Here is a 12,967-nt window from a genome sequence, read left to right on the forward strand (position 1 = left end):
GCGGAGAATTCCGGGATGACTGTGGCACTGAGCAAGGACGAGGCGCGGCGCGTCATCGTGCGCGCCGCGCTGCTCGACGCGGAGCGCCCCGGTGACGTCGTCGAGGTGGCCGAGCAGATCGGATACCTCAAGATCGACCCCACCGCGACGATCGCGCCCTGCGAACACACCATGGCCTGGTCCAGGATCGGCTGGTCGTACGAGCCGGGGCAGCTGAAGAAGGCGGCCGAGGACGACCGGCAGCTGTTCGAGTACAACGGCGCCTTCCTTCCCGTCTCGCTGCTGCCCGCGATGCTTCCCGGCATGACCGAGGCGTCGCTTCGGGAGAGCACCCGGTCCTGGCTCGCCGCGAACGACGGGTTCCGTCGCGACGTGCTGGCGCGTCTGCGCGCCGAGGGGCCGCTGCTGGCGAGCGAGATCCCGGACACCGCTCAGGTCGCCAAGGCCCCTGACGGATGGACCGGGTCGAACCAGGTGCCCATCATGCTGGAGGTACTCTCCCGGACGGCCGAGGTCGCCGTGGTCGGTCGCGAGGGCCGCTCACGGCGCTGGGATCTCGCGGAACGCGTCTACCCGCAGGGCGGCCCGATGCTCGGCGAGCAGGAAGCCGCCGAGCAGTGGTCGTCGCGTCTGCTGCAGGCAGCAGGGCTCGCGCGCCCGTACAACTGGTGGAACGGGGTCTCGAAGACGGCGGGCGAGCCCGCATCGGTCGAGGGGAGCACGGTGCGCTTCCGCATCGACCCCGAAGCCCTCGCCGCGCTCGACGAGCCGGACCGCGGCGGGCGGGTCGCGTTCCTCAATCCCTACGACAGCCTGCTGTTCGACAGGAAGCGGCTGGAGGAGGTGTTCGACTTCACCTACGTGCTCGAGCAGTTCAAACCGAAGGCGCAGCGCGTGTACGGCTACTTCGCCCATCCGATCCTGTTCGGCGACCGTTTCATCGGCATGCTCGACGCCGAGCACGACCGCAAGCGCGAGGTGCTGCAGGTGAACGCCGTGCACGAGTTCTTCCCCTGGGACTCCGACGAGCACGAGCTGGTCCGCGCGGAGATCCAGGAGCTCGCGGACTGGCTCGGTGTGCCGGTCGCGGGGCTGCCCTGAGGCGCGCCCGGGCGGGTTAGGCACGGCCGGTCACGGCGGCTTCAGAACCGCGCGCCGGTAGAATCGACGGGTCCAAGCAGGAGGAGAGACATGCGGATCACGGGACTCGGCCACGCCGGAATGCTCATCGAGACGGTCGGCGGGAACATCATCTGCGACCCCGTGCTCGGGCCCTCGTTCTTCGGCTCGTGGTTCCCGTTCCCCGACAATCGGGGCCTGGACTGGGAGGAGATCGGCAAGAAGGCCGACTTCCTGTACATCTCGCACCGGCACCGCGACCACTTCGACCCTCGCCTGCTGGAGCGCTACATCCGCAAGGACATCGAGGTGCTCCTGCCCGAGTACGTCACTGACGACCTCGAGGTCGACATCCGGGCCCTCGGCTACGAGAACATCACCTATGCGCCCGCCGGCGGGGTGATCGAGCGCGGCGATCTGAAGATCATGATCACACCGCTGCGCGCTCCCAGCGACGGGCCGATCGGCGACTCCTCGCTGAGCGTCGACGACGGCACCGCCTCGATCCTGAACCAGAACGATTCCCACCCGCTCGACCTCGACAAGCTGCTGAGCTTCGGCAAGCCCGAGGCGTACTTCACGCAGGTCTCCGGTGCGATCTGGTGGCCGATGGTGTACGACCTGCCGCAGGACGCCAAGCAGAACTTCGCGAAGCTCAAGCGCGACGCGCAGAACAAGCGCGCCATGTACTACATCGAGAAGGTGGATGCACCGCACGTCTTCCCGATGGCGGGCCCGCCGATGTTCCTGCGCGACGAGCTGTTCCAGTACAACGGCACCGGGCAGAACGACGACTCGATCTTCACCGATCAGAAGGAGTTCCTCGCGCACATGAAGGAGCTCGCTCCGCAGTACGACGGGCAGCTGTTCATCCCGGGCACCGTGGTCGACATGAACCACGGCGAGATGACGGTGACGCAGAGCCTGTACTCCGAGGCCGAGATCGCGCACATCTTCGATGAGAAGTGGGACTACCTCGAGGAGCAGCGTGCCGCGCGCCAGCAGGAGATCCGCGACGAGGAGGCCCGTCGTGCGCCGGAGCTGCCGGCGGAGGAGATCCTCGCCGAGCTCAAGGCCTGGTGGGAGCCGCTGCTGAAGAAGTCGCGCACCATCCGCAACGGCGTCGGCGGCAACGTCCGCTTCCGCATCGGCGACCTCGACATGGTGGTCGACTTCCCGCGCGCCAAGGTGCGCGAGTACGCCGGCGAGGAGTGCATCTACTGGTACACGATCCCGGCCGACCTGGTCTCGACGAACATCCGCGACCACGAGATCGACTGGTCGAACTCGATCTTCCTGTCGATGCAGTTCTCGGTGGGCCGCAGTGGCAAGTTCAACGAGTTCCTCACCACATTCCTGAAGTGCCTCTCGGTCGACCGCATCGAATACGTCGAGAACTGGTACTCCGAGCAGACCGACCAGACCGAGGACGCCCAGATCGGCGATTGGGTCGTGCAGCGCCGTTGCCCGCACCTGCGAGCCGACCTCACCCGTACCGGCAAGATCGAGGACGGCGTGCTCACCTGCTCGATGCACGACTGGAAATGGGACCTCAAGACCGGCAAGTGCCTCAGCACCGCCGGGCACGAGATCCGCGCCGAGTACTGCCCGCTCACCGAAGAGGCGCTGCGCGCCGGATGAGCGGCGCCGGTACCGCCATCCGGCTGCTGACCCTCGACGATGTTCCGGAGCTGACCGATCTGGAGCTGACGAACAGGGAGCACCTGCGTCCCTGGGAACCGGCGCGCACGCCGGAGTACTTCACGGCTTCGGGGCAGCGGCATCGGCTCGAGGTCGCACTGCGCGAGCACGACGCCGGACGCGCCGTCCCGTTCGGGATCACGACGGATGCCGGTGAGCTGATCGGCAGGGTGACGCTGAGCGGTGTGGTGCGCGGCGCCCTGCAGTCATGCGCGATGGGGTACTGGATCGCGGCGGACCATCTGCGTCGTGGGCACGCCGTGCGCGCGGCAGCCCTGGCGGTCGAGCACGCGTTCACCGACCTTGAACTGCACCGGGTGCAGGCCGAGACGCTGCCCGAGAACGTCGCGTCTCAGGCTGTGCTGACCCGGATCGGCTTCACGCAGTACGGCCTCGCGCCGAAGTACCTGCGCATCGACGGCGTCTGGCGCGACTTCCTCATGTTCCAGAGGATCAACCCCGAGGCCGACTGAGCCGTGCGGTGAGATCCTGCCGACTTCGCCGCGAGATCGCGATTTCTGCACGAGGTCCCCGTGCTGAACACGGGTCTCGCGCAGAAGTCAGGGAGTCACGCAGATGTCGCGCGCAGGACTGGCACCAGTTCTGCAGGACGGAGGTCGAGGTCGGCGATCCGGTCCAGGGCGACCCGCTCGATGTCGTATCGCCCGCGCGACGGGTCGTCGAACTCGGGTCCGTTCCGACGAGAGGGGTCGATGCCGGTCAGCCGCGCAGCGTAGAAGATCTCGCTGCGGATGCCGTCGATCCGGCGCTCGTGGATCACTTCGCCGATCCAGGCCTCGGCGCCGAGTTCCTCGCGAAGCTCGCGGCGCAGCGCGTCCTCCGGAGTGGCATCCGAAAGTGCCATCCCGCCGCCCGGGGTGGTCCAGTACGGTGCGTGACCAGCGCGAGTCCGCTTGATCAGGATGATCCGTCCGTCGTCATCCGTCAGCAGCGCGCGCACGCGGGGGAGCGGGAGGTCGAGCTCGATGACGTCGGGGAACCGCAGCGTCTCCCAGAACGCGACCGCGGGATCACCCGCCTCGATCAGACCTTGCGCGACCGTCCAGGCTGTCAGAGCCATGCCATGGGTTCCGACGACGATGTGCTCGGCAGGGTGCGCGAGGAGGCCCTCGTGAAAGCGCTGCGCGACGTCATCCGGCGTCTCCCAGCTCACATGCCGCTCATCCAGTCGTCCGGCGACCCAGGCGCGGCGCGCCGAGCGGAAGTCGTCGTGCACCAGCTCCTCACGGTCGACTTCGCGGAAGCGGGCGTCTTGGACGACGGTTCCTTCCTCGGCTCCGGTCGCGAGCACTGTCGTCTGCCGCGCCTTCAGCTCGGGGCTCGACACCGCTGTGCCGTCGAGGCGCAACGCGGATGCCGCTGCCGCGCCGTCGGAGCTGAGCGGCCATTCCTCCGGCGAGACCGACGCATCGACCTCAGGCATGCCGTGGCGGAGGAGGGTGATCTTGCGCCGCATCCCGCCAGCGTAGCCGCTCGTTGGTATACCACCGGCCGGACCGGCGAATCGTTAGAATCGAACCATCACCCATCCTTTAAGCCCGTCCTGTGAGGCGGAGAAGGGAGAGGCAGATGGCTGCACGCTCCGTGCTGCAAGAAGCCGATATCGCGCGCGCTCTGACGCGCATCGCCCATGAGATCCTCGAGTCCAATCGGGGAGCGGACGGTCTCGTCCTGCTGGGCGTCCCGACCCGCGGCGTGACACTCGCCGAGCGGCTCGGTCCGATCATCTCCGAGATCGCCGGTGCCGAGATCCCGGTCGGATCGCTGGATGTGACGCTCTTCCGCGACGACCTGGCGAAGCATCCGACCCGCACGCCGAAGCGCACCGAGATCCCCGACACGGGCATCGACGGCAAGACCGTCGTGCTCGTCGACGACGTGCTCTTCTCCGGCCGCAGCATCCGCGCCGCCCTCGACGCCATCCAGTCGATCGGCCGCCCCGCCGTGATCCGCCTCGCGATCCTCGTCGACCGCGGTCACCGCGAGGTGCCCATCCGCCCCGACTTCGTCGGCAAGAACATCCCGTCCTCCCGGCAGGAGCGCGTGAACGTGCATCTGCGCGAACTGGACGGCACTGACGAGGTGACGATCGAAGCATGAGGCACCTGCTCGACACCCGCACGCTCGACCGCGAGACAGCCCTGCGCATCCTCGACGTCGCGGAGGACATGGCCGAAACGCAGTCCCGCCAGGTCAAGAAGCTTCCGACCCTGCTCGGCAAGACCGTGGTCAACCTCTTCTTCGAGGACTCCACCCGCACCCGCATCTCGTTCGAGGCCGCCGCGAAGCGCCTCTCCGCCGATGTGATCAACTTCGCCGCCAAGGGCTCCAGCGTCTCGAAGGGCGAGAGCCTGAAGGACACCGCACAGACCCTGCAGGCGATGGGCGCGGACGCGGTCGTCGTGCGGCACTCGGCCTCCGGCGCGCCGCAGACTCTCGCGACCAGCGGCTGGATCTCGGCCGGCGTGGTGAACGCCGGCGACGGCACGCACGAGCACCCCACGCAGGCGCTGCTCGACGCCTTCACCATCCGCAAGCGCCACTTCGGCGCCGACAGCCGCGGACGCGACCTCAGCGGTATGCGCATCGTCATCGTCGGCGACGTGCTGCACTCGCGGGTCGCCCGCTCGAACGTGTGGCTGCTCACGACGCTCGGGGCGCACGTGACCCTGGTCACGCCGCCCACGCTCATCCCGCAGAACGTCTCGCTGTGGCCGGTCACGGTGCGCTACGACCTCGACCAGGCACTGGCCGAGGGGCCGGATGCGGTGATGATGCTGCGCATCCAGATGGAGCGGATGCACGCCGCGTTCTTCCCGAACGAGCGTGAGTACACCCGCCTCTGGGGTCTCGACGCGGTGCGCGTCGCAGGTCTGCCCGAGACGAGCATCGTGATGCACCCCGGTCCCATGAACCGCGGGCTCGAGATCTCCAGCGAGGCCGCGGACTCGGCCGCCTCGACCGTGCTCGAGCAGGTCGCCAATGGCGTGTCGATCAGAATGGCCGTGCTCTACCTGCTGCTCGCAGGGGAGCGCAACGACGACGAAGGAGTAGCCCAGTGACCGAGACCATCGTCATCACCGGCGCCGCGCTGAACGGTGCGGATGCCGCGGACATCGTGATCGAGGACGGCCGGATCGCCGAGATCGGCAGCGGTCTGAGCCGCTCCGGCGCGCGCGTGGTCGATGCCGCAGGTCTCATCGCCCTGCCCGGCCTGGTGGACCTGCACACCCACCTGCGCGAGCCGGGCTTCGAGGCATCCGAGACCGTGCTCACCGGCACGCGCGCCGCGGCGGCCGGCGGATTCACCGCGGTCTTCGCGATGCCCAACACCTCGCCGGTGGCCGACACCGCGGGTGTGGTCGAGCAGGAGCTCGCCCTCGGCGAGGCGGCCGGCTACGCCACCGTGCAGCCGATCGGCGCCGTGACCGTCGGGCAGAAGGGCGAGCGGCTGGCCGAGCTGGGCGCGATGGCCTCCTCCCGCGCGAAGGTCCGCGTGTTCAGCGACGACGGCTTCTGCGTCTGGGATCCGCTCATCATGCGCCGTGCGCTGGAGTATGTGAAGTCGTTCGACGGCGTCATCGCCCAGCACGCCCAGGACCCCCGGCTCACCGAGGGCGCCCAGATGAACGAGGGCACCGTCTCCGCAGAGCTCGGACTGGCCGGATGGCCGGCGGTCGCCGAGGAGTCGATCATCGCCCGCGACATCCTGCTGGCCGAGCACGTCGGGTCGCGCCTGCACGTCTGTCACCTGTCGACGGCGGGTTCCGTGGACCTGATCCGGTGGGCGAAGAAGCGCGGAGTCGCCGTGACCGCCGAGGTCACCCCTCATCACCTGCTGCTGACGGACGAACTCGTGCGCGGCTACGACGCTCGGTACAAGGTGAACCCGCCGCTGCGTCGTGAGGAGGACGTCCTGGCCGTGCGCGAGGGCCTCGCCGACGGCACGATCGACATCGTGGCCACCGACCACGCCCCGCATCCTTCCGAGAACAAGGCGTGCGAGTGGCAGGCCGCGGCGAACGGGATGGTGGGCCTGGAGAGCGCGCTGCGCGTCGTGCACCAGTCCATGGTGGAGACGGGGCTGCTCGGCTGGGCGGACGTCGCTCGCGTGATGAGCACGGCCCCCGCCGCCATCGGCCGGCTGGAGGGCTTCGGATCCCTCGAGGCCGGTGCGCCCGCGCACGTCACGCTCTACGATCCTCAGGTCGCCGGCGTCTTCACCGAGGCCGATCTGCACGGCCGCAGCCGCAACTCGCCGTACCTCGGCCGGGACCTGCCCGGGCGGGTGCAGTGGACGATCCACGGCGGCCGCGTGACGGTGGCCGACGGGATCCTCGTGGATGGGCTGGGCGAGTGACGCGGGATCTCGCCGTCTTTCTGACTATCGCACTCGCGGTGGTCATCGTCGCGTCGATCCTCTTCGCCTGGCGGGCGCGGCTGCGCCGCGACTCCGGCGTCACCGCACCCCTGGGCGTGCCTGAGCACGCCGAGGTCACCGAGCGCGTCGAGGTGCTGTACGTCGGCACGACTCGGCACGACCAGCCGCTCGAGCGCGTCGCGGTCAAGCCTCTGGAGTACCGCGCCCGCGGCGAACTGGTGCTCACCGACCGCGGCGCCGCGCTCAGCCTGGACGGATCGCCCACCGTGTTCCTCGCCTCGGAGCGACTTGTCGCCGCCGATCTCGCCACGGTCGCCATCGACCGGGTGGTGGAGCCGAACGGACTCGTCCGCCTGGTCTGGCGCGAGTCCTCCGGCATCCTTCTCGATTCCTTCCTGCGCGTCGCGAACAGCGGCCCGCAGCACGTCCTCACCGAGCTGCAGCGCCTGTGCGCCGCGCCGGAGACAGGAGCAACCTCGTGACCCTGAACACCGACCCCGCCGTCCTCGTCCTGGAGGACGGCTCCCGCTACCCCGGACGCGCCTACGGTGCCCGCGGCACCACCCTGGGTGAGGTCGTCTTCGCCACCGGCATGTCCGGTTACCAGGAGACGCTCACCGACCCGTCCTACGCCGGCCAGATCGTGCTGCAGACCGCACCGCACATCGGCAACACCGGCATGAACGACGAGGACCCCGAGTCGCGTCGCATCTGGGTGGCCGGCTACATCGTGCGCGACCCCTCGCGCGTCGTGTCGAACTGGCGCGCGAACGCATCGCTCGACGACATCCTCGTGCGTGACGGCATCGTAGGCATCAGCGGCGTCGACACCCGTTCCATCACGCGGCACATCCGCTCGGCCGGCTCCATGCGCGGCGGCGTCTTCTCCGGCGAGGCCGCGGCCCTGGATGCCGATGAGCAGCTGCGCATCGTCCGCGAGGCCCCGCAGATGGCCGGCCAGAACCTGTCCGCTGAGGTCTCGGTGGCCGTCGCCGAGGTCACGCCGGCGGTCGGAGAGAAGATCGGCAACCTGGCCGTGCTCGACCTCGGCGTCAAGCAGGCCACGCTCGACAACCTCGCCGCGCGCGGATTCGAGGTGCACGTGCTGCCGCAGTCCTCGACCTTCGCCGACATCATGGCCATCGACCCGGTGGCGGTGTTCTACTCGAACGGCCCCGGCGACCCCGCCGCATCCGACGGGCAGGTGGCCGTGCTGCGCGAGGTGCTCGACGCGAAGCTGCCGTACTTCGGCATCTGCTTCGGCAACCAGCTGTTCGGCCGGGCCCTCGGCCTGGGCACTTACAAGCTCACCTTCGGCCACCGCGGCATCAACCAGCCGGTGCTCGACAAGGCCACCGGCCGGGTCGAGATCACCGCGCACAACCACGGCTTCGCCGTCGAGGCGCCCCTGGAGGGCTCCTTCGACAGCCCGAACGGCTACGGTCAGGTCGAGGTCAGCCACATCGGCCTGAACGACCAGGTGGTCGAAGGGCTGAAGGCCCTCGACATCCCCGCCTTCTCGGTGCAATACCACCCCGAGGCGGCCGCCGGCCCGCACGATGCCAACTACCTCTTCGACCGCTTCCGCGATCTCGTCGTCGCGACCCTGAACGGAGCCAAGTAATGCCCAAGCGCGACGACATCCAGTCCGTCCTCGTCATCGGCTCCGGTCCGATCGTGATCGGTCAGGCCTGCGAGTTCGACTACTCCGGCACCCAGGCCTGCCGCGTGCTGCGCGAGGAGGGCGTGCGCGTCATCCTGGTCAACTCCAACCCGGCCACGATCATGACCGATCCCGACTTCGCCGACGCGACCTACATCGAGCCGATCACCCCCGAGGTCATCGAGACGATCATCGCCAAGGAGAAGCCCGACGCCATCCTGCCCACCCTGGGCGGTCAGACCGCTCTGAACGCAGCCATGGCGCTGCACCACCAGGGCATCCTCGAGAAGTACGACGTCGAGCTCATCGGCGCGAAGGTCGATGCGATCGAGAAGGGCGAGGACCGCCAGATCTTCAAGCAGCTCGTCCTCGACGCAGGGGCGGATGTCGCCAAGTCGGTCATCTGCCACACGATGGACGAGCTGATCGCCGGCGCCGAGGAACTGGGCTACCCGCTGGTCGTGCGTCCGAGCTTCACCATGGGCGGTCTCGGCTCCGGCTTCGCCTACGACGAGGACGACCTCCGTCGCATCGGCGGCGCGGGCCTGCACGACTCGCCCACGAACGAGGTGCTCCTGGAGGAGTCCATCCTGGGCTGGAAGGAGTACGAGCTCGAGCTCATGCGCGACACGGCCGACAACACGGTCGTGGTCTGCTCCATCGAGAACGTCGACCCGGTCGGTGTGCACACCGGCGATTCGATCACCGTCGCCCCTGCGCTCACGCTCACCGACCGCGAGTACCAGAAGCTGCGCGACATCGGCATCGACATCATCCGCGCGGTCGGCGTCGACACCGGTGGCTGCAACATCCAGTTCGCGGTGGACCCGACCAACGGGCGCATCATCGTCATCGAGATGAACCCGCGCGTCTCGCGCTCGAGCGCCCTGGCCTCCAAGGCGACCGGCTTCCCGATCGCCAAGCTGGCCGCGAAGCTCGCGCTCGGCTACCGCCTGGACGAGATCCCGAACGACATCACCGGCGTCACCCCGGCGAGCTTCGAGCCCACGCTCGATTACGTCGTCGTGAAGGTGCCCCGGTTCGCGTTCGAGAAGTTCCCCGCCGCCGACCCGACCCTGACCACCACCATGAAGTCGGTGGGCGAGGCGATGGCCATCGGCCGCAACTACGCGACCGCGCTGCAGAAGGCGCTCCGCTCCCTCGAGAAGCGCGGTTCGAGCTTCCACTGGGGTCCCGAGGAGCGCTCCGTCGAGGAACTCCTGGAGATCTCGAAGACCCCGACCGACGGCCGTATCGTCGTGCTGCAGCAGGCGCTGCGCAAGGGCGCGACGATCGAGCAGGCCTTCGATGCCACCGCGATCGACCCGTGGTTCCTCGACCAGATCGTGCTCATCAACGAGGTCGCCGAGGTCGTCCGCACCGCGGCGGAGTTCGACGCCGACACGATCCGGTACGCCAAGGAGCACGGCTTCTCGGACGCTCAGCTCGCCGAGCTGCGCGGCGTCTCCGAGCAGGAGGTGCGCGGCGTCCGCCACGGCCTGGGCATCCGCCCGGTCTACAAGACGGTGGACACCTGCGCGGGCGAGTTCCCGGCCCTGACGCCGTACCACTACTCGAGCTACGACTTCGAGACCGAGGTCGCCCCCTCCGAGCGCACGAAGGTCGTCATCATCGGCTCGGGTCCGAACCGCATCGGCCAGGGCGTCGAATTCGACTACTCCTGCGTGCACGCGTCGTTCGCGCTGTCGGATGCCGGGTACGAGACCGTCATGGTCAACTGCAACCCCGAGACCGTGTCGACCGACTACGACACCTCCGACCGGCTGTACTTCGAGCCGCTGACTCTCGAGGACGTGCTCGAGGTGCTCGACGCCGAGGCGGCGAGCGGCACCATTCTCGGTGTCGTCTGCCAGCTCGGGGGTCAGACGCCGCTGGGTCTGGCGAAGGGCATCGAAGCCGCCGGCTACACCGTGCTCGGCACCAGCCCCGAGGCGATCGACCTGGCCGAGGAACGCGAGCTGTTCTCCCAGCTGCTCGACCGCGCCGGTCTCGTCGCCCCGCGCAACGGCACCGCGATCGACGTCGAGGGCGCCGTGCGGATCGCCGAGGAGATCGGCTACCCCGTGCTGGTGCGCCCGAGCTTCGTGCTCGGCGGCCGCGGCATGGAGATCGTCTACAGCACCGAGGGGCTGCACGACTACTTCGTCCGCACCGCCGGCGAGGTGGTCATCGAAGAGGGCAAGCCGCTGCTGGTGGACCGCTTCCTCGACGACGCGATCGAGCTCGACGTGGACGCGCTCTACGACGGCACCGAGCTGTTCATCGGCGGCGTCATGGAGCACCTCGAGGAGGCCGGCATCCACTCCGGCGACTCGAGCTGCACCCTGCCTCCCGTGTCGCTGGGCCGCACCGAGATCGACCGGGTGCGCACCGCGACCCTGGCGATCGCCGAGGGCGTGGGCGTGCGGGGCCTGCTGAACGTGCAGTTCGCGGTCAGCGCCGGCGTGCTCTACGTGATCGAGGCGAACCCGCGTGCGAGCCGCACGGTGCCGTTCGTCTCGAAGGCGCTCGGGATCCCGCTCGCCAAGGCGGCCAGCCGTATCATGGCGGGCGCGACGATCGCCGAGCTGAAGGCCGAGGGTCTGCTGCCCGAGCAGGACGGCTCCCGCATCCCGCTGGACGCACCGGTCGCCGTCAAGGAGGCGGTGCTGCCGTTCAAGCGCTTCCGCACCAAGGAGGGTCGCACGGTCGATTCCGTGCTCGGCCCGGAGATGCGCTCCACGGGCGAGGTCATGGGCATCGACAAGGACTTCCCGACCGCGTTCGCGAAGAGCCAGGCGGCGGCCTACGGCGGCACCCCGACCTCGGGCACCGTGTTCATCTCGGTCGCCGATTCCGACAAGCGCGCGGTGATCCTGCCGGCGCATCGCCTCAGCCAGCTCGGTTTCCGCATCCTGGCGACCGAGGGCACCGGGGAGATCCTCTCGCGCAACGGCATCCCGGTCGACGTCGTGCAGAAGTTCGGCGAGTCGCAGGAGTCCGGGGCGACGAACATCGTCGACCTCATCAACGAGGGTTCCGTGGACATCGTCGTGAACGTTCCCGATGGGGGAGCGGCACGCGCCGACGGCTATGAGATCCGTGCGGCCGCGGTGGCCGCCGACAAGGCCCTGTTCACGACCATCGCGACGCTGGGCGCTGCGGTGAGCGGCATGGACGCCACCGGAGACGGCTTCGAGGTGCGCAGCCTGCAGGAGTACGCGCTCGACCGGAAGGCGTCGGCATGACCGAGTCCTTCGGTGCCCGGCTTCGGGCGGCGCTCGACGAGCACGGCCCGCTCTGCGTCGGCATCGACCCCCACGCGTCGCTCCTCGACACGTGGGGACTCGGCCAGGATGCGGTCGGCGTGCGCGAGTTCGGCCTGCGCGTGGTGGATGCCGCGGCCGGCCGCGTCGGCGTGGTGAAGCCCCAGGTCTCCTTCTTCGAGCGCTTCGGCTCGCGCGGCTTCGCCGCTCTCGAGGATGTGTTCGCCGCCGCCAGAGCGGCGGGCCTGCTGGTGGTCGCCGACGCGAAGCGGGGAGACATCGGCTCGACGAACGAGGGCTATGCGGACGCCTGGATCGAACCGGGCTCGCCCCTGGAGGCGGATGCCGTGACCCTGAGCCCTTACCTCGGTGTCGGCGCGCTGGACGTCGTGCTCACCCGCGCCAGGGCCGCAGGCAAGGGCGTCTTCGTCCTCGCCGCGACGAGCAACCCCGAGGCAGCTGCCCTGCAGTCTGCGACGACCTCCGACGGCGGTCACGTGGCCGCGATGGTCGCGCGCCAGGCTACGGCCGCCGACGCGGGTGACGCACTCGGGGCGATCGGACTCGTGATCGGCGCCACCGTCGATCGCGCCGCCTTCGGTCTCGACGACGACCTGCTGCGCACCGTCCCCGTGCTCGCCCCGGGCTTCGGCGCACAGGGCGCCACGCCGGATGATCTCACGACCCGGTTCGGCACGATCGCCCGCAACGTGCTCGCGAGCGAGAGCCGCAGCATCCTGCGTGCAGGACCCGACGGAATCGCTGTCAGAATGGAGGAGACCGCGCGACGTTACCAGGAGGTGCTGGGTGCCTGAA

General features: G+C 69.1%; 11 protein-coding genes. 10 read left to right on the forward strand and 1 reads right to left on the reverse strand.

Features of this window, described 5'->3' with window-relative positions:
• Positions 1–15: 15 nt before the first annotated feature.
• From DY023_RS09500 to DY023_RS09510, 3 genes are all read left to right on the forward strand, one after another.
• On the forward strand, positions 16–1,101 hold the full coding sequence (locus tag DY023_RS09500) for a DNA glycosylase AlkZ-like family protein (protein ID WP_116242097.1): 1,086 nt from the start codon (positions 16–18) through the stop codon (positions 1,099–1,101).
• Between the two features lie 90 nt (positions 1,102–1,191).
• On the forward strand, positions 1,192–2,760 hold the full coding sequence (locus DY023_RS09505; RefSeq protein ID WP_116242098.1) for a Rieske 2Fe-2S domain-containing protein: 1,569 nt from the start codon (positions 1,192–1,194) through the stop codon (positions 2,758–2,760).
• Entirely contained in the window at positions 2,757–3,293 is a 537-nt protein-coding gene (locus DY023_RS09510; protein WP_116242099.1) for a GNAT family N-acetyltransferase, read from the forward strand. The genes DY023_RS09505 and DY023_RS09510 overlap by 4 nt, the downstream gene beginning before the upstream one ends.
• 95 nt (positions 3,294–3,388) lie before the next feature.
• Here the strand turns inward: DY023_RS09510 and DY023_RS17995 are convergent, their stop codons facing one another.
• On the reverse strand, positions 3,389–4,297 hold the full coding sequence (locus DY023_RS17995) for an NUDIX domain-containing protein (protein ID WP_181905791.1): 909 nt from the start codon (positions 4,295–4,297) through the stop codon (positions 3,389–3,391).
• Between the two features lie 113 nt (positions 4,298–4,410).
• Here DY023_RS17995 and pyrR point away from each other — a divergent pair, with 113 nt between their 5' ends.
• The 7 genes from pyrR to pyrF are packed head-to-tail and all read left to right on the forward strand — an operon-like array spanning position 4,411 to position 12,966.
• On the forward strand, positions 4,411–4,941 hold the full coding sequence (gene pyrR / locus DY023_RS09520; protein ID WP_116242100.1) for a bifunctional pyr operon transcriptional regulator/uracil phosphoribosyltransferase PyrR: 531 nt from the start codon (positions 4,411–4,413) through the stop codon (positions 4,939–4,941).
• Positions 4,938–5,903, forward strand: coding sequence for an aspartate carbamoyltransferase catalytic subunit (locus DY023_RS09525; protein ID WP_116242101.1), 966 nt, complete (start codon positions 4,938–4,940; stop codon positions 5,901–5,903). Before pyrR ends, DY023_RS09525 begins: the two co-directional genes overlap by 4 nt.
• A complete protein-coding gene (locus DY023_RS09530) occupies positions 5,900–7,201 on the forward strand; it encodes a dihydroorotase (RefSeq protein ID WP_116242102.1) in 1,302 nt (433 codons plus the stop codon). The genes DY023_RS09525 and DY023_RS09530 overlap by 4 nt, the downstream gene beginning before the upstream one ends.
• On the forward strand, positions 7,198–7,704 hold the full coding sequence (locus tag DY023_RS09535; RefSeq protein WP_116242103.1) for a PH-like domain-containing protein: 507 nt from the start codon (positions 7,198–7,200) through the stop codon (positions 7,702–7,704). Before DY023_RS09530 ends, DY023_RS09535 begins: the two co-directional genes overlap by 4 nt.
• Complete coding sequence (carA, locus tag DY023_RS09540; protein WP_116242104.1) at positions 7,701–8,846, forward strand: glutamine-hydrolyzing carbamoyl-phosphate synthase small subunit; 1,146 nt, start codon at positions 7,701–7,703, stop codon at positions 8,844–8,846. Before DY023_RS09535 ends, carA begins: the two co-directional genes overlap by 4 nt.
• The gene (gene carB / locus DY023_RS09545) at positions 8,846–12,133 is read left to right on the forward strand and encodes a carbamoyl-phosphate synthase large subunit (protein WP_116242105.1); all 3,288 of its coding nucleotides are present in this window, start codon (positions 8,846–8,848) and stop codon (positions 12,131–12,133) included. Before carA ends, carB begins: the two co-directional genes overlap by 1 nt.
• Positions 12,130–12,966, forward strand: a complete 837-nt coding sequence (gene pyrF / locus DY023_RS09550; RefSeq protein ID WP_116242106.1) for an orotidine-5'-phosphate decarboxylase — start codon at positions 12,130–12,132, stop codon at positions 12,964–12,966. Before carB ends, pyrF begins: the two co-directional genes overlap by 4 nt.
• Position 12,967: the final 1 nt, after the last annotated feature.

The organism is Microbacterium bovistercoris, from assembly GCF_003387575.1.
Taxonomy (GTDB): domain Bacteria; phylum Actinomycetota; class Actinomycetes; order Actinomycetales; family Microbacteriaceae; genus Microbacterium; species Microbacterium bovistercoris.

Coding starts and splice junctions, on each gene's coding strand:
- DY023_RS09500 (WP_116242097.1), top strand. CDS start 16: ATGACTGTGGCACTGAGCAAGGACGAGGCGCGGCGCGTCATCGTGCGC.
- DY023_RS09505 (WP_116242098.1), top strand. CDS start 1,192: ATGCGGATCACGGGACTCGGCCACGCCGGAATGCTCATCGAGACGGTC.
- DY023_RS09510 (WP_116242099.1), top strand. CDS start 2,757: ATGAGCGGCGCCGGTACCGCCATCCGGCTGCTGACCCTCGACGATGTT.
- DY023_RS17995 (WP_181905791.1), bottom strand. CDS start 4,297: ATGCGGCGCAAGATCACCCTCCTCCGCCACGGCATGCCTGAGGTCGAT.
- pyrR (WP_116242100.1), top strand. CDS start 4,411: ATGGCTGCACGCTCCGTGCTGCAAGAAGCCGATATCGCGCGCGCTCTG.
- DY023_RS09525 (WP_116242101.1), top strand. CDS start 4,938: ATGAGGCACCTGCTCGACACCCGCACGCTCGACCGCGAGACAGCCCTG.
- carB (WP_116242105.1), top strand. CDS start 8,846: ATGCCCAAGCGCGACGACATCCAGTCCGTCCTCGTCATCGGCTCCGGT.
- pyrF (WP_116242106.1), top strand. CDS start 12,130: ATGACCGAGTCCTTCGGTGCCCGGCTTCGGGCGGCGCTCGACGAGCAC.